At 55.7% G+C, this 15023-nt stretch carries 17 protein-coding genes; 7 read left to right on the forward strand and 10 right to left on the reverse strand.

Annotation, left to right across the window (positions count from 1 at the left end; translation table 11 throughout):
- Nucleotides 1-2: 2 nt before the first annotated feature.
- From H7F20_RS01005 to H7F20_RS01030, 6 genes are all read right to left on the reverse strand, one after another.
- Nucleotides 3-1145: an Mrp/NBP35 family ATP-binding protein gene (locus tag H7F20_RS01005; protein ID WP_185784287.1), complete on the reverse strand. Its 1143-nt coding sequence runs from the start codon at nucleotides 1143-1145 to the stop codon at nucleotides 3-5.
- A 211-nt stretch (nucleotides 1146-1356) separates the two neighbouring features.
- Complete coding sequence (locus H7F20_RS01010; RefSeq protein WP_185784288.1) at nucleotides 1357-1689, reverse strand: MGMT family protein; 333 nt, start codon at nucleotides 1687-1689, stop codon at nucleotides 1357-1359.
- 4 nt (nucleotides 1690-1693) lie between these two features.
- Nucleotides 1694-2323 (reverse strand): LysE family transporter, encoded by a 630-nt coding sequence (locus H7F20_RS01015; protein ID WP_185784289.1) that lies wholly within the window; start codon nucleotides 2321-2323, stop codon nucleotides 1694-1696.
- On the reverse strand, nucleotides 2320-2997 hold the full coding sequence (gene trmB / locus H7F20_RS01020; RefSeq protein ID WP_185784290.1) for a tRNA (guanosine(46)-N7)-methyltransferase TrmB: 678 nt from the start codon (nucleotides 2995-2997) through the stop codon (nucleotides 2320-2322). The genes H7F20_RS01015 and trmB overlap by 4 nt, the downstream gene beginning before the upstream one ends.
- A 41-nt stretch (nucleotides 2998-3038) precedes the next feature.
- Complete coding sequence (locus tag H7F20_RS01025; protein WP_185784291.1) at nucleotides 3039-4112, reverse strand: cell wall metabolism sensor histidine kinase WalK; 1074 nt, start codon at nucleotides 4110-4112, stop codon at nucleotides 3039-3041.
- Nucleotides 4112-4798 carry a response regulator transcription factor gene (locus tag H7F20_RS01030; RefSeq protein WP_185784292.1) on the reverse strand — a complete coding sequence of 229 codons (687 nt, stop codon included), beginning with the start codon at nucleotides 4796-4798 and terminating at the stop codon, nucleotides 4112-4114. Before H7F20_RS01030 ends, H7F20_RS01025 begins: the two co-directional genes overlap by 1 nt.
- Nucleotides 4799-5032: 234 nt before the next feature.
- Between H7F20_RS01030 and H7F20_RS01035 the strand changes: the two genes are divergently transcribed.
- From H7F20_RS01035 to H7F20_RS01045, 3 genes are all read left to right on the forward strand, one after another.
- Nucleotides 5033-5341 (forward strand): T9SS type A sorting domain-containing protein, encoded by a 309-nt coding sequence (locus tag H7F20_RS01035; RefSeq protein ID WP_185784293.1) that lies wholly within the window; start codon nucleotides 5033-5035, stop codon nucleotides 5339-5341.
- Nucleotides 5342-5504: 163 nt separating this feature from the next.
- Nucleotides 5505-5819 carry a T9SS type A sorting domain-containing protein gene (locus H7F20_RS01040; RefSeq protein WP_185784294.1) on the forward strand — a complete coding sequence of 105 codons (315 nt, stop codon included), beginning with the start codon at nucleotides 5505-5507 and terminating at the stop codon, nucleotides 5817-5819.
- A gap of 74 nt (nucleotides 5820-5893) precedes the next feature.
- Nucleotides 5894-6877 (forward strand): acyl transferase, encoded by a 984-nt coding sequence (locus H7F20_RS01045; RefSeq protein ID WP_185784295.1) that lies wholly within the window; start codon nucleotides 5894-5896, stop codon nucleotides 6875-6877.
- A 21-nt stretch (nucleotides 6878-6898) separates the two neighbouring features.
- On the opposite strand, the gene tyrS is transcribed toward H7F20_RS01045, so the two are convergent.
- Nucleotides 6899-8200, reverse strand: coding sequence for a tyrosine--tRNA ligase (tyrS, locus tag H7F20_RS01050; protein ID WP_185784296.1), 1302 nt, complete (start codon nucleotides 8198-8200; stop codon nucleotides 6899-6901).
- A gap of 92 nt (nucleotides 8201-8292) precedes the next feature.
- Between tyrS and H7F20_RS01055 the strand changes: the two genes are divergently transcribed.
- Nucleotides 8293-9303 (forward strand): NAD-dependent epimerase/dehydratase family protein, encoded by a 1011-nt coding sequence (locus H7F20_RS01055; RefSeq protein WP_185784297.1) that lies wholly within the window; start codon nucleotides 8293-8295, stop codon nucleotides 9301-9303.
- Here H7F20_RS01055 and H7F20_RS01060 read toward each other — a convergent pair.
- The 3 genes from H7F20_RS01060 to H7F20_RS01070 are packed head-to-tail and all read right to left on the reverse strand — an operon-like array spanning nucleotide 9300 to nucleotide 11760.
- Nucleotides 9300-9701 (reverse strand): DUF4296 domain-containing protein, encoded by a 402-nt coding sequence (locus H7F20_RS01060; protein ID WP_185784298.1) that lies wholly within the window; start codon nucleotides 9699-9701, stop codon nucleotides 9300-9302. The genes H7F20_RS01055 and H7F20_RS01060 overlap by 4 nt on opposite strands.
- Nucleotides 9698-11032: a dihydroorotase gene (locus tag H7F20_RS01065; protein WP_185784299.1), complete on the reverse strand. Its 1335-nt coding sequence runs from the start codon at nucleotides 11030-11032 to the stop codon at nucleotides 9698-9700. Before H7F20_RS01065 ends, H7F20_RS01060 begins: the two co-directional genes overlap by 4 nt.
- Nucleotides 11032-11760 (reverse strand): polyprenol monophosphomannose synthase, encoded by a 729-nt coding sequence (locus tag H7F20_RS01070; RefSeq protein WP_185784300.1) that lies wholly within the window; start codon nucleotides 11758-11760, stop codon nucleotides 11032-11034. Before H7F20_RS01070 ends, H7F20_RS01065 begins: the two co-directional genes overlap by 1 nt.
- A 127-nt stretch (nucleotides 11761-11887) precedes the next feature.
- Here H7F20_RS01070 and H7F20_RS01075 point away from each other — a divergent pair, with 127 nt between their 5' ends.
- The 3 genes from H7F20_RS01075 to H7F20_RS01085 are packed head-to-tail and all read left to right on the forward strand — an operon-like array spanning nucleotide 11888 to nucleotide 14959.
- Nucleotides 11888-13552, forward strand: coding sequence for a glycosyltransferase family 39 protein (locus tag H7F20_RS01075; protein WP_185784301.1), 1665 nt, complete (start codon nucleotides 11888-11890; stop codon nucleotides 13550-13552).
- Complete coding sequence (locus H7F20_RS01080) at nucleotides 13549-14208, forward strand: DUF4271 domain-containing protein (RefSeq protein WP_255443942.1); 660 nt, start codon at nucleotides 13549-13551, stop codon at nucleotides 14206-14208. Before H7F20_RS01075 ends, H7F20_RS01080 begins: the two co-directional genes overlap by 4 nt.
- A 4-nt stretch (nucleotides 14209-14212) precedes the next feature.
- Nucleotides 14213-14959, forward strand: a complete 747-nt coding sequence (locus tag H7F20_RS01085; RefSeq protein ID WP_185784302.1) for a uroporphyrinogen-III synthase — start codon at nucleotides 14213-14215, stop codon at nucleotides 14957-14959.
- Nucleotides 14960-15023: the final 64 nt, after the last annotated feature.

Genomic DNA, 15023 nt, shown 5'->3' on the forward strand with positions numbered 1-15023 from the left:
GTTCACTTCTTTTTTACCGCTTCGCAACCGGCCATGGTTGTAATCTTTATCGCCTCGGTGGGCGGCAGTTCCTCATTCCTGGCCACCAGCTCCCGGACGGTCTCGCGGGTAAGTTCTTCGAAGGCCTTGCTGGTAGGGGTACCTTCCTGGAGGGCGGCCGGCCTGCCGATATCCGAGGCTTCCCGGATACTCTGTACCAGGGGGATCTCTCCGAGGAACGGGATATTGAGGTCTTCCGCAAGGTTTCTTGCCCCGTGCTGCCCGAAGATGTAATACTTGTTATCCGGCAGTTCCTCCGGGGTGAAGTACGCCATGTTTTCCACCAAACCGAGGACCGGCACCTGTATGGCTTCCTGACGGAACATGGCAACCCCTTTCCTCGCATCGGCCAGTGCGATTTGTTGGGGGGTGCTGACCACCACGGCCCCGGTTATCGGCAGGGACTGCATGATGCTCAGGTGGATATCGCCCGTACCCGGCGGCAGGTCGACGAGGAGGAAATCCAGCTCGCCCCAATGGGCGTCAAATATCATCTGGTTCAGCGCCTTGGCGGCCATCGGGCCCCTCCAGATCACGGCCTGGTCGGGTTCCGTAAAGAAACCGATGGACAGTACCTTGACCCCGTAGTTTTCTACCGGGCGCATCCTGGATTTGCCGTCGGCCTGCACCGCCAGAGGCTTTTCCCCGGCCACGTCAAACATGATCGGGATGGAGGGCCCATAGATGTCGGCGTCGAGCAGGCCTACTTCAAAGCCCATTTTCGCCAGGGTCACTGCCAGGTTGGCCGTAACCGTGGATTTTCCCACTCCCCCTTTGCCGCTCGCAACGGCAACGATATTCTTTATCCCCGGGATGGCCTTGCCGCGGATGGTATTGGCCTGGGTTTTCCGGGCCGGTGCGTCGACCGCCACGTTCACCTTGATCTTGGCTTTTTCATACACCTCGCGGTGGATGGCCTGCAGGATGCTGACCTCGGTTTTCTTGCGGGCCTGCAGGCTGGGGTTGGAAATGGTGATATCCACCACCACCTCATCCCCGAAAACCTGAATGTTCCGCACCGCTCCGCTCGCGACCATGTTCTCTCCTTCACCGGGAACCGTAATACTTTCCAGCGCCTTCCGTATCTTCTGCTTATTCAGCTTCACAGCCATAGTAATTATTCAAATTCATTCTAAACAACAAAGATACGGCTTGGAATCCAAACCGGAAAAGCGAAACTCCCAATAAATAAGGCTTTTAAACCCGGAGATCATGTGCAGCGTTTCTCTGCCGGGTACCGGGAATCCCGCTCACGGTTCGTCGGCAGGGCCCCGGAAATCCTGTTCCGAGTTTTCCGCAGGGTCCTTGAAATCCCGTTCAGAGTTCCTCTGCAGGGTCCCAGAAATGGCTTTGGAAATCCACCACCTGGTTGTCCCGGATGCGAACCCCTTCATTCTCGAGCAGTTGCTGCATCAGGTTGGTCCCGTCAAAGTGGTGTTTGCCGGTAAGCAGCCCCTTCCGGTTCAGTACCCGGTGAGCCGGCACATCTTCCATCCCGTGGGACTGGTTCATGGCCCAGCCTACCACCCGGGCACTGCGGGCAGTGCCGAGATATCGGGCTATTGCACCGTAGGAGGTTACCCGTCCGTAGGGGATCTGCCGGACAACTTCGTAAACACGGTCAAAAAAATGGGGGTCTTTAGCATCCATGCCCTCAGGTGTAAAATACGCGAATCAGGGTGATGACCAGCAGGATGAGCATCAGCACGGCCAGCACGTAATTGGAATTCTTGGAGAAGGCATTGCTCCGGGAATCGAGCTTGGTGAAATAGACCGTGTACAGGTACAGTACCGCAAAGGTGCCGCAACCGGCCGAAACGATAAAGACGGCAATGTCCCAGAATTTGAAATCGATCCAGCCCGAGGCGTTCCACATGGCGTTCAGCGCGCTGTAGTACGGGATGGTCAACAGGTTCAGGGAGGCCAGCACGATCCCTTTGAGGTAGCTGTTCCGCTTCCTTACTTCCATAAGCTGACGGGGAGCCTGCTTTTCCTTTCGGGCCTTTACAAAAAAGTAAACGGCAAAAAAGCCGAATACCAGCAAGGCTGCTTTTTGCAACCAGACGATCACCTCCGGGTTCCGGTAGAGGAATTTCGAGATCAGCACCGCCACATAGGCCTGCAACACCACCATGGTGGACACCCCCAGGCTGAAGATGATCCCGTTGGACTTGCCTTTTTCCACGCTTATCTTGGCGGCATTCAGGTTCAGCAGGCCCGGTGGCACGGTCGCCATAAAGGCCGCGGAAAACGTCGCGAAAAATAAAATCAGCAGGTGTGTCATAGGTCATCCAGGCAGAACGCGAGGTAGGTAATGGCTTTCCCCTGTTCAAGATACTGTTTTTCGTAAAATGTCTGGATTTCCGTTACGGCTGACGGGGCACCGGAATTCCTGTAGATGTCGTGGTTGGCATAACGGACCGGTATCCCGCAACCCTGGAGGAGGCCCAGGGTGTACCCGTGCATGAACTCGCTGTCTGTTTTGAGGTGGACCACGCCCCCGCCGGCAAGGATGGCCTTATAGCGCCTCAGGAATACCGGGTTGGTCATCCGGTGTTTGGTCCGCTTGAACTTGATCTGGGGATCCGGGAAGGTAATCCAGATTTCCGAGACCTCCCCGGGGGCAAACACCCGGTCGATCAACTCGATATGCGTCCTGAGGAAGGCGGCATTCGGCACCGGTTCTTCCAGGGCTGTCTTGGCGCCCCTCCAGATCCGCGCCCCCTTTATATCGACCCCGAGGTAGTTGACGGCAGGGTTCCGACGCGCCAGTTCCAGGGTATATTCGCCCTTGCCGCAACCGAGCTCCACCACAATGGGGTTGGTATTCCCGAAAAACCCGGACCACTTCCCCCGGTAATTAAAATCGCCGGCGAGCAGGGTGTCCCGATCCGGCTGGATGACATTGGCAAAACGCTCGTTGTCGCTGAAACGTTTCAGTTTGTTTTTACTGCCCACGAAGTCGCAAGGTTTGGTGGGACAAAGCTACGAAAACGGCATCAGACGGATGCAGGTTCCGGAGCTCCGGCAGCCTTTTCGAGGGTAAAGGAGAATTCGGAGCCCACATCCACCACGCTTTCCACATATATCTTTTCATTATGGGCCTCGATGATGTGTTTGACAATAGCCAGGCCGAGACCGCTGCCCCCTTCCTTCCTGCTACCGCTCTTATCGACCCGGTAGAACCGCTCGAACAGGCGGGTGAGGTGTTGCTCGGCGATCCCTTCCCCGTTGTCGGTTACCCGGATGATTACCTTGTTCTTTATCAGGTTTTCCACACTGACCTCCGTGGTGCCTTTCGGGTGTCCGTATTTGATGGAATTAACCACCAGGTTGGTCAGCACCTGCTGGATCTTTTCCTTGTCGGCCCGGACAAAGACCGGCTGGGTGTATTCCATGTCAAAAACCAGGCTGATCTCCTTCTTCGCCGCCTTCATCTCGAGCAGGTCAAACACGTTCTGTATGAGTTCCACAATGTCGAAGGTCTCCCATTCCAGGTGCAGGTCGCCCACTTCGAGCTTCGTGATCAGGTCCAGGTCCTTGATGATGTATATGAGCCGCTCCACCCCTTTGGCAGCGCGGTTGAGGTATTTTTTCCGGACCTTCCGGTCTTCCATCGCGCCGTCGAGGAGGGTGTGGATATAGCCCTGCACGGTAAACAGGGGGGTCTTCAGCTCATGGGAAACATTCCCCAGGAATTCCTTGCGGTATTCCTCCCTAATCCTCAGGGTGTCGATCTCGATTTTTTTGGCCCTGGCAAAATTTTCAATCTCTTCGTTGAGCGTCTTCAGGTCGGTGGTGATAGGGCCGGAGGTCAGGGAAGTGGACTCCAGCAGGGACACATCTTCGTATATCTGCTCAATCCGCCGGTAGATAAACTGCTCCGCCCGTACCTGGATAACGATAAAAGCAATGAAGAATACCAGAACCGCCAGCACGGGGAGGACATACCAATAATCCTGAAGTCCCCCGGCCAGGTACAGGAGGGCGGTGCAGGTCAGGATCAGGAACAGGGTAATGTAGGAGGAGGACCGAAGTGAAAAGCGGTAGGACCTGCGGAGTTTGGTGGCCATTACTCGACGAACTTATACCCCACCCCTTTCACGGTCTTGAAATGCGACTCCCCGATTTTTTCCCGGAGCTTGCGGATGTGGACGTCGATGGTCCGTCCGCCCACGACCACTTCCTGCCCCCAGACCTTGTCCAGGATGACTTCCCTTTTAAACACCTTGTCCGGTTTGGAAGCCAGCAGGGCCAGCAGTTCAAATTCCTTGCGGGGCAACATGAGTTCCTCGCCTTTGTTGACCACTTTGTACTCTTCCCGGTTGATGACCAGTTTGCCCACTTTCAGGATGTCGGCAGCTGCCCCGTCCTGGTTTTTCAGGCGCCGCAACAAGGCCTTTACCTTGCTGACGAACACCTTGGGCTTGATGGGCTTGGTGATATAGTCGTCCGCCCCGGCGTCAAATCCTGCCACCTGGGAATAATCCTCACTGCGGGCCGTCAGAAAGGCGATAATGGTATCCTCCAGCCCTTTTGTTTTCCGGATGATGTCGCAGGCTTCTATCCCGTCCATTTCGGGCATCATAACGTCCAGGATGATCAGGTGGGGGTTCTTTTTGCGGGCCTTCTCCACCCCATCTGCCCCGTTTTTGGCCGTGAACACCTGATAACCCTCCGCGGTGAGGTTGTAGCTGAGGATTTCCAGAATATCGGGTTCGTCGTCTACGAGAAGAATTTTGATATCCTGATTTTTCATGGGAAAGACGTTTGGTTGATGTACTCTCAAAAATATAACAAAAGCACTAGTTTGGGGTTCCCTTAACCGCAATTTAATACTCCTAACATTGCGGTAACACAGCACCGGGCATTTCCGTTAAAGTTTTCCGGATTTATGCATTTCATCGAAAAATGGCGATCTTTAGGGTACCTGCAAGGGGATCGCATGGCAAAAGAATTATCTTTGCGGCACGCGTTTTGTGAGAATTAGACTATGAAGCACCTCTACACCCTGCTTTTTCTTTTATTCCTTACGGCCGGCTTCTCCCAGCAGGAGAAAAGCCGTGGGGATATCGAGGGCTTCAAGTTGTATCCCAACCCCGTTACACAGGGCAAAGTCTACATTGTCACGGCGTCCAACGCGCCCAAAAACGTCCATATCTACGACGTGCTGGGGACGCCTGTTCTCAAAACCACCATCCTCGGTACAGAGTTAAACCTTACAGGCCTCGACGCCGGGGTCTACCTGATCCAGGTATATGAAAAAGACCGGGTGGCGACGCGGAAGCTCATTGTCAAGTAATCGGGTACCGCAGAAATTTCACTCGCTCAAAAGTCCAATTTCATCGATGAACGGCACACCGCCATTCATTTACCTACAAAAATTCCAGCTTCACAACAATTTCTGAGTTCCTGGCACCTGCCGTGCTATATTTATTTCATTGATCCCAAATCAATTCCACCCGATGAAGCAATTATACCTACTGCTGTTCTTCATGGGAACATTCAGCCTTGCCGCCCAACATACCGGTGCGGTTGCCGGCAACGAAGAGGCCCGGATCCGGGTGCACCCGAACCCGGCCACAGCCGACGTGGTTTATGTTGAATCCGATTCGAACGCCCCCAAGACCGTCCGGGTATTTGACCTGTTCGGTAAAGTGGTGCTGGAACGGCGCCTGATGGGCGATGCCCTGGTCATTGACCGTTTGGTCCCGGGGGTCTACATGGTGCGCATTGAGCAAAACGGCAAATACGCCACCAAGAAACTGGTGGTTCGTTAACTGATCCCCCATCCGGTCCCGACTGGAAAGCCCGGAGCGGCAAAATGGTTACTTTTGCGCCATGGCCCCACGGTATGGACCCTTTCGAAACCCTGCGAATAGAAAATAACAATGCCTTTGAGCAACGCGCCCTGGCGCTTTTCCGGGAGCAATGCCGGGAAGTCCCGGTATACGCTGAATTCTGTCGCCACCTCGGGGTACTTCCCCAGGGCGTTACCCGCCTGGCGGACATCCCCTTCCTGCCCATTGCCTGCTTCAAGGACCACCGCGTACTGCGAAGCGGCCTGACCGGGGAAATCGTTTTTCAAAGCAGCGGGACCACCGACAGCGGCCTGAGCCGACACCACGTGCCGGACACCGCCCTGTACGAGGCGAGTTTCTCCCATGGCTTTGAATACTTCTACGGACCGGTTCAGGACTGGTGCATCCTGGCCCTGCTACCCTCCTATCAGGAACGGCCGGGTTCTTCCCTGATTTACATGGTAGAGGGCTTGATTGCACAGGGGGCGGCAGCAGGCAGCGGGTTCCTCAGCGGGGAACCGGGGACAATCGCCCGCCGCGTGCAGGAGGCGGACCGCGGCGGCAAACAGGTGTTGCTCATCGGGGTTTCCTTTGCCCTGCTGGATCTGGCGGAAGCCTGCCCTATGCAACTCAGGAACACCGCCGTTATGGAAACCGGGGGGATGAAGGGCCGGCGGAAGGAAATTGTCCGGGAGGAATTGCACCAAAGGCTTTGCAAGGGGTTTGGCCTGGATCGGATCCACTCGGAATACGGCATGACCGAGCTGCTTTCCCAGGCCTATTCTGCAGGCCACGGGATCTTCCGGTGTCCGCCCTGGATGCAGGTACTCATCAGGGATACCGAAGACCCCCTGAGCCTGAACCCGCCGGGCAAAACCGGGGGCATCAACGTGGTTGACCTGGCCAACAGGGATTCCTGTGCCTTTATCGCCACCCAGGACCTGGGCAAACTGCTGCCGGATAATGGGTTTGAAGTACTTGGCCGCTTTGACCATTCGGACATCCGGGGGTGCAACCTGCTAGCCATCAGCCCGTGAATACCCGGGGCAGAAGCAGGGTTATTCGCCTTCGGCCACCAGCACGAAATAATTTTTTTTGCCCCGCTGCAGCAGGACAAACTTCCCGCTGATAAGGTCCTTTTCATCTATGGTGTAGGAATCGTCCACCTTGTTTTTGTTCACGGAAATGGATTGCTGCTTCAGCTCGCGTAGCGCTTCCCCGTTGGATTTCAGGAATCCGGTGCGTGCCGACAGGGCGGCGACCATATCCAGGCCGGAGCGGATTTCACCAACGGGCAGGTGGTACTGGGGCACCCCTTCAAAGACCTCCATAAAGGTCTCCTCCCCCAGGGATTTCAGGGCCGCTTCGGTCGATTTGCCAAAGAGGATGGAACTCGCCGTCACTGCGTTGTCGAGGTCCTGTTGGGAGTGGACCATCACAGTCAGCTCCTCGGCAAGGCGCCGCTGGAGTTCCCGCTTGTGCGGCGCCGCCTTGTGCGAAGCCACCAGGGCCTCGATTTCCTCCCGGCTCAGGAAGGTGAAAATCTTGATGTATTTTTCGGCATCGTCATCCGAGGTGTTTAGCCAGTACTGGTAGAATTTATACGGGCTCGTCTTGTGCGCGTCCAGCCAGACGTTGCCGCTTTCGGTCTTGCCGAATTTGGTGCCGTCTGCCTTGGTGATCAGCGGACAGGTGAGCGCATAGCCCTTGCCCCCGTCAATGCGCCGGATCAGCTCGGTGCCCGTGGTAATGTTTCCCCACTGGTCACTGCCGCCCATCTGCAGCGTGCAATTGTATTTCCGGTACAGGTGGAGAAAGTCATACCCCTGTACGAGCTGGTAGGTAAACTCGGTGAAAGACATCCCCTCCCCCGACTCGTCGGAGACGCGCTTCCGGACGGAATCCTTGGCCATCATGTAATTGACCGTGATATGCTTGCCGACATCCCGGATAAAATCGAGGAAGCCGAAGTCCTTCATCCAATCGTAGTTGTTGACCAGCACCGCGGCATTCTCTGCATCATTCTCAAAATCCAGGAACCTGGACAATTGCATTTTGATGGCTTCCTGGTTCATCCGCAAGGTCGTCTCGTCCAGGAGGTTGCGCTCCGCAGATTTGCCGGACGGATCCCCGATCATCCCGGTAGCGCCCCCCACCAGGCCAATGGGTTTGTGTCCTGCCAGCTGGAAGTGGCGCAGCATCATCACCCCGACCAGGTGGCCGATATGCAGGGAGTCCGCTGTCGGGTCGATCCCCACATAGGCAGCCTGCATCCCCGACAACAGGTGTTCTTCGGTGCCGGGCATTACATCGTGCAGCATCCCCCGCCATTCCAATTCCTTCACAAAGTTCATAGCCATGTTCCTGAAATTTCCGAGCAAATATAGTTAAAACAGGGCGCTCCGGCAGCCATGCGCCCCAGATATCGGGGCAGAATCCCTAATTTAGGCACATGGTTTTAGTAACGGGCGCAACGGGCCTGGTAGGCAGTCATTTACTCATGGAACTGGTCAGGTCCGGGCAGCCGGTCCGGGCTTTGCACCGGATGGAAAGCGACCTGGAGCGGGTCCGCAACCTGTTCGCCTGGACGGACCCGGCCCTGGAAGGGGCCTGGGGACAGATCGACTGGTTTGAGGCCGATATTTCCGATATCCCGGCCCTGGAGGCTGCTTTTGAAGGGGTGGAAAAGGTCTTTCATTGTGCCGGGTACATTTCCTTTGATCCGGCAGACCGCAGCCTCCTGCAGAAAGTAAACTTCGAAGGCACCCGAAATGTGGTGAACACCTGCCTCGCCTTCGGGGTCCGGCGCCTGTGCCATGTAAGCAGCATCGCGACCATCGGGGGCCATGGGATGCCCGTCACAGAGGAGGACCCCTGGGATCCGGCCAGGACCAATGTATACAGCACCAGCAAGTACCTCGCCGAGATGGAGGCCTGGAGGGGCAGCCAGGAGGGACTGGAAACGGTAATCGTCAACCCGGGTGTCATCCTGGGTACCGGCCAGTATGAGGAGGGGAGCGGGCGGTTGTTCGAAGCCGTGCACCGCGGCCTCCGCTATTACCCCCCCGGGGCCACGGGTTTTGTCACGGTCGGGGATGTGGTCCGGGCTATGTGCGGGCTGATGGAATCCGGACATTCCGGGGAGCGGTATATCCTGGTAAACGAAAACCTGACCTACCGGGAGCTGCTGGGTCGGATTGCCCGGGCTTTTGGCAGGAAGCCGCCATCACGGACCCTCAGGTTCTGGCAATTCCACCTGCTGCGTTCCCTGGATTGGATCCGGTCCATGCTAACGGGAAGCAAACGGAAACTAACGGGGGCCGGGATCCGCGGCCTCCGGGATCCTAAGGAATATGTCAACGGAAAAATCCTCGATGCGCTGCCCGGTTACCGGTATGAAGACCTCAACGCGGTAATTAATGCCTGTATCCGGCATTTCAGGGAGTCCCGGAGTGAGGCCTAGAGGGAATCGTTTTCCTGTTCATCGATCAGGCCTTCCCTCCCCTCCTTGTTTCGCTGCCCGATTACCTCCCCCACGCTGTCGCGCTGCTGGGCCAGCCGGTCCGCTACTTCCTGGTAGATCCGCTCGTAGACCGCCGGCCGGGAAGCATAGTAAAAATCACTCTTTGCAAATTGCAGGCTGTCTACCCGGTGCTTTTCAAAAACGTAGGATAAGGGTTCGATCCCGTTTCGCTCCAGTTGACCGCGATAGGTGTTGTCGATGGCCTCCATAACCGCCAGGTCAAAGAGGATATCGCTCATCTTTCCCGGGGGGATCAGGTTATCCGGTTTTTCGACCAGTGCATCCTGGCATCCCAGCACCAGCGTAAATAAAAGGAAAATCCGCAGTTTTCGCATCATCGGTTGAATTCAAGCCGGCTGGCATTTCGCTTTTCGGATACCCGACCCAGTTCAAAGGCCGGGTGTCCGTTCACAAAGGTGTACCGCACCCGGGATCGGAAGCGCTGTCCCTCAAAAGGGGACCAGCCGCATTTATACAGGATATTGATCGGGTCCACCCGCCATGGGTCATTGTCGTCCACCACCACCAGGTCGGCGTAGTAACCTTCCCTGAGGTAGCCCCGGCGGTCGATATCAAAAAGGATGGCCGGGTTGTGGCACATTTTTTCAACCAGTTTTTCCACCGGAAGCAGCCCATCGGCCACTTTTTCCATCAACGCAGGCAAGGCATGCTGCACCAGCGGGCCGCCCGATGGGGCTTTGGTATAGGGGTTCCGCTTTTCATCCAGTGTGTGGGGGGCGTGGTCGGTGGCGATCAGGTCGATGCGGTCATCCAGCAGGGCTTCCCACAGCCGGTTCCGGTCCGAGGCGGTCTTGACGGCCGGGTTCCATTTGATGAGCGTGCCCTTTTCCCGGTAGTCCTCAGAGCTGAACCACAGGTGGTGGATGCAGACTTCGGCCGTGATTTTCTTCGAGGCCAGCGGGATGTCATTGCGGAACAATTCCATTTCCTTTCCTGTTGAAAGGTGGAATACATGGAGGCGGGCCCCGGTTTTTTTCGCAAGTTCAATGGCTTTGGAAGAAGAGAGGTAGCACGCCTCCTCGCTCCGGATGATGGGGTGGAGTTCGATGGGGATATCGTCCCCGTACTGGCCTTTGTAATATTCCAGGTTTTTCCGGATGGTGGCTTCGTCCTCGCAATGGGCGGAAATGACCATTTCTGTATTGCTGAAAATTTGTTCCAGCACCTTTTCGTCGTCGACCAGCATATTCCCGGTGGAGGAGCCCAGGAAGAGTTTGATGCCGGAGCAGCTTTTGGGGTCCAGTTTTTTGATTTCCTCGAGGTTGTCGTTGGTGCCCCCAAACAGGAAGCTGTAGTTGGCATGGGAATGCCTGGCCCCCAGAGCGAACTTTTCCTCCAGTTTTTCAATGGTGGTGGTCTGTGGGATGGTGTTGGGCTGCTCCATGTAGGAGGTAATGCCCCCTGCCACGGCAGCACGGCTTTCCGAGGCAATGTCCCCTTTGTGGGTAAGCCCGGGCTCGCGGAAATGCACCTGGTCATCGATCAGCCCGGGCAGGAGCCAGGCACCCCTCAGGTCGATGATGGTCGCCCCACCGGTGGTGATCTGCGGGCCTATCCGTTCAATATACGGCCCGTGAATCAGGAGGTCCCCTTCGGTAACCTTGCCCTCATTGACCATCCGCGCATTGGTAAGCAGGTATTTTTTCATTAAAATCCGTTCTTTTTAAACAGGCTCCTCACCTTCATGCTGATGACGCCGAATACGGCTTCCCACACGATGGTCTTGCTCATTTTGGACTGACCCTTTTCCCGGTCCGTGAATACGATGGATACCTCCTGAATCCGGAACTTCCTGAGGTAGGCCCTGAATTTCATTTCAATCTGGAAGGCGTACCCCACGAAGCGCACCTGGTCCAGGTCGATCGCCTCCAGTACCCGTCGATGGTAACAGACAAACCCGGCGGTCGGGTCGTCCACTTTCATCCCGGTGATCAGTTTCACATAAAAAGACGCCCCATAGGAGAGGAGCACCCGGTGCAGCGGCCAGTTCACCACGTTGACCCCTTTTTTATACCGGGACCCGATGGCCATATCCGCCCCGTCCAGGCAGGCGCGGTGCAGGCGCGGCAGGTCCCCGGGCCGGTGGGAGAAATCGGCATCCATCTCAAAGATGTATTCATAGTGCCGGTCCAGGGCCCACTTAAACCCGTGGATATAAGCGGTGCCCAGTCCCGCTTTGCCGGAACGCACCTCCAGGTGCAGGCTTCCTGCAAATTCCGGTTGCAATTCCCGGACCTTCGCGGCCGTTCCGTCGGGGGAGCCATCATCGACGATCAGAATATCATAGGGTTTTGGCAGCCCGAAAACGGCCCGGACGATCGCTTCGATATTCTCAATTTCGTTGTAGGTGGGGATAATTACCAGCCCATCTGCCATGGATCTCCGGGTTTTAGGCAAAAATACCAATTTTACAGGCGCCGGGGCAGCCCCTGCAGAATTTTGTGCAATGGCCTTCCCTGCCCCGTATGCCTTATTTCGTAACTTTGGCCCAACGCCAACGCCGATGAACCAACGTTTTCCCAGGATACTACTGGCTTTAGTCGGGTGTCTTTTACTCCTCAATCTCGTACAGGCTGCCTTTACGGAGTTGTTGTACGACGAGGCGTACTACTGGTACTATGCGAAGGACCTCTCCTGGGGCTATTTTGACCACCCGCCCATGGTAGCCTGGATGATTGGCCTGGGCAGTGCGCTTTTCGAAGGGGAATTGGGGGTGCGACTGATCAGCGCCTTGCTGGGAACAGCAACGGTGGCGCTCATCTGGATCCTGATCGACAACCCGGACAGGAATAAATATCCCGTTTCCCTCTTCCTTTGGATTACCTCCATCACGTTACTTCACGCCTATGGCTTCCTGAGCCTGCCGGATACCCCACTTTTGTTTTTCACCGCCCTTTTCCTGCTGGCCTACAGGCATTTCCTGCAAAAGCCCGGGATTCCGGCGGCCCTGTTGCTGGGAATCGTCATGGCTGCCCTGATGTACAGCAAATACCACGCAGCCCTGGTCATCCTCTTTGTCCTGCTGTCCAACCTGCGGTTGCTGCGATCCGGTCATGCCTGGCTGGCCCTTTGCGTTTCCCTGGTTTGTTACCTGCCGCACCTGGCCTGGCTCTACCAGCAGGAATTCATCTCGGTGCGCTACCACCTTTTTGAACGGCCCAACCAGCCTTATAGTTTTACCAAATTCACTGCGGGTTATTTCCTGAACCTCATCGCCCTGTTCGGGCTGACGTTCCCCTGGGTATACAAAAGCCTGTGGCAATACCGCACGGCAGACCCGTTCCGGCGCGCCCTGAAATATGTCGCGTGGGGCATCCTCCTGTTTTTCTTTGTATCGAGCTTCCAGAGGAGGGTTCAAACCCAGTGGCTCATCGCCGCCTGCATCCCGATGGCCGTGCTGGTCGGGGAGACCCTTCTGAACCGACCGCAGATACGGAAGTGGGTGGTGCGTGCCTCCATGGCCAATGTGGTAATATTGCTTTTCCTTCGGGTAGGCCTGGTCTATGAGCCCCTTTTCCCGGTACCTTTCGAGGCCCACGGGAACAAAGCCTGGGTTTCCAGCCTCCAGCAGACTGCCGGTGGCGCCCCCGTGGTTTTTGAAAATTCCTACCGGCAGGCTTCCATGTATCAATTCTATTCCGGGGCGCCATCTTTCAGCCTCAATAATGCCTGGTACCGGAAAAACCAGTACTCTATTGACGATTCGGAAAGCATCGTACAGGGGAAACGCGTATTCTTCATCCCCGTGGTGGATATGGAATCTACAGATTATTACCTGGACCAATCGGGGAAAAAGAAGTACGGCTGGTTTATCGATCAATTCACCTCCTACCGAAAATTGCGGGCTGGGACCCGGCCGGAAAACAGCTATCCCAGCGGGGAAGAGGGCACGTTCTGGCTGTACAACCCATACCAGAAACCCGTGCCGCTGCAGGATCTCAAATTCGGGATCGTTATCATGGACGGGTACAAGGAAACCCAACGGGTCATCCAGGTGCGGCCCGGGACGGGAGAGGTGTTGCCCGGGGACCTGTCGCCCGCAGACAGCCTGCAGTTCCGGTTCCGGTTCCCCGAGACCGGGGAACGGCCAGTCTATATCCGGGCGGCAGTCACCGTTCCCGGACTGATTTTCGGGCTCAACGGAAATACCCAGAAAATCTCGGAATGATGGAGGCTATTGACCGGTATATCGCTTCGAATGACTGGATTACGGGGATCCTCTTACTGGCCCTGGTTTGCCTGGTTTTTTCCAGGGGCATGTTCTTCAACAAGTTCGAAAACTTCATAATCCTCCCCTTCAACAACAAATATGTGGTGCTCTACAATAAGAAAGGGAGGCTGGTCAGCGGTTTCCATATCGCGCTCAGCATTTTCCAGGTACTGAACCTGGCGCTTTTTATCTACCTCGGAGGGCTGGCGTTTGCCGGGGAAGGCCGGTGGGGGACCCTGTTCCTTTTTCCGGTGATCCTCGGGGGCTTGCTGGCTTTTACGTTCCTGAAAATCGGGATACAGCTCCTGGGGGGATACATCTTCAGTTCGGAGAAACTCGCGGCCTCCATGGTTTTCAGCAAGCTCAGCTACCTGAATTACAGCGCCCTGCTAATCTTTACCGCCAACCTGTTGCTGACTTATCTGCTTCCGGGTTCCCGGGTCGTCGCCGGGGTAGGGGTTTTCCTGCTTTTGGCCATCAATGCCATCGGCTGGATTACCGTGCTGAAAATTCATCAAAAGGAGATTGCATCGCATTTTTTCTATTTTATTTTGTACCTTTGCGCACTTGAAATTGCTCCCTTTCTGATCATTTCAGTAGCGCTAAAAGCTTGATTCTATGAAGGTAAAGACGATTCTGGTTTCACAACCGGAACCAAAAATGGAGAACAGCCCGTATTCCAGGCTTATTGAAAAGGAAAAAGTCAAAGTAGATTTCAGACCGTTTATCCACGTGGAAGGGGTGGATGCCAAGACCGTCCGCCAGCAGAAAATCGATATCTCGAAATACTCGGCGATCATCCTGACCAGCCGGAACTCGGTGGACCATTTTTTCCGTATTGCGGAGGAAATGCGCTTCAAGGTGCCGGACACGATGAAATATTTCTGCCAGTCGGAAGCCGTTGCCTACTACCTGCAGAAATACGTCGTTTACCGGAAACGGAAGATCTATGTAGGTAAACGGAATTTTGTAGACCTGTTGCCCCTGTTCAAAAAGTACAAGGACGAGGTCTACCTGCTGCCTTCGTCGGACGTGTTGAAGCCCCAGGTCCCGGAGACCCTGGAGCAGGCGGGCATCAACTGGACCCGCGGGATCTTCTACCGCACCGTGATCAGCGATTTGTCGGACCTCCGCAATGTATACTACGATATCCTGGTATTTTTCAGCCCTTCGGGAATTGAGTCCCTGCTGAAGAACTTCCCCGATTTTGAGCAGAACAATACGCGGATAGCCGTATTCGGGAATTCGACCATCAACGCTGCCACCGAGGCTGGCCTGCGCATCGACATCAAAGCGCCCACCCCGGAAACCCCCTCCATGACCATGGCGCTTCAGAAGTACATCAACGACGTCAACAAAAAATAACCCGGTTGCGGGCCCCTGCAAACCCTTTGTGGCTCAGCGGTCCCTGAAATTAAATTTACAGTTC

The organism is Robiginitalea sp. SC105, assembly GCF_014243345.1.
GTDB lineage: Bacteria > Bacteroidota > Bacteroidia > Flavobacteriales > Flavobacteriaceae > Robiginitalea.

Coding starts and splice junctions, on each gene's coding strand:
- H7F20_RS01010 (WP_185784288.1), bottom strand. CDS start 1,689: ATGGATGCTAAAGACCCCCATTTTTTTGACCGTGTTTACGAAGTTGTC.
- H7F20_RS01015 (WP_185784289.1), bottom strand. CDS start 2,323: ATGACACACCTGCTGATTTTATTTTTCGCGACGTTTTCCGCGGCCTTT.
- H7F20_RS01025 (WP_185784291.1), bottom strand. CDS start 4,112: ATGGCCACCAAACTCCGCAGGTCCTACCGCTTTTCACTTCGGTCCTCC.
- H7F20_RS01030 (WP_185784292.1), bottom strand. CDS start 4,798: ATGAAAAATCAGGATATCAAAATTCTTCTCGTAGACGACGAACCCGAT.
- H7F20_RS01035 (WP_185784293.1), top strand. CDS start 5,033: ATGAAGCACCTCTACACCCTGCTTTTTCTTTTATTCCTTACGGCCGGC.
- H7F20_RS01040 (WP_185784294.1), top strand. CDS start 5,505: ATGAAGCAATTATACCTACTGCTGTTCTTCATGGGAACATTCAGCCTT.
- H7F20_RS01045 (WP_185784295.1), top strand. CDS start 5,894: ATGGACCCTTTCGAAACCCTGCGAATAGAAAATAACAATGCCTTTGAG.
- tyrS (WP_185784296.1), bottom strand. CDS start 8,200: ATGGCTATGAACTTTGTGAAGGAATTGGAATGGCGGGGGATGCTGCAC.
- H7F20_RS01055 (WP_185784297.1), top strand. CDS start 8,293: ATGGTTTTAGTAACGGGCGCAACGGGCCTGGTAGGCAGTCATTTACTC.
- H7F20_RS01060 (WP_185784298.1), bottom strand. CDS start 9,701: ATGATGCGAAAACTGCGGATTTTCCTTTTATTTACGCTGGTGCTGGGA.
- H7F20_RS01065 (WP_185784299.1), bottom strand. CDS start 11,032: ATGAAAAAATACCTGCTTACCAATGCGCGGATGGTCAATGAGGGCAAG.
- H7F20_RS01070 (WP_185784300.1), bottom strand. CDS start 11,760: ATGGCAGATGGGCTGGTAATTATCCCCACCTACAACGAAATTGAGAAT.
- H7F20_RS01075 (WP_185784301.1), top strand. CDS start 11,888: ATGAACCAACGTTTTCCCAGGATACTACTGGCTTTAGTCGGGTGTCTT.
- H7F20_RS01080 (WP_255443942.1), top strand. CDS start 13,549: ATGATGGAGGCTATTGACCGGTATATCGCTTCGAATGACTGGATTACG.
- H7F20_RS01085 (WP_185784302.1), top strand. CDS start 14,213: ATGAAGGTAAAGACGATTCTGGTTTCACAACCGGAACCAAAAATGGAG.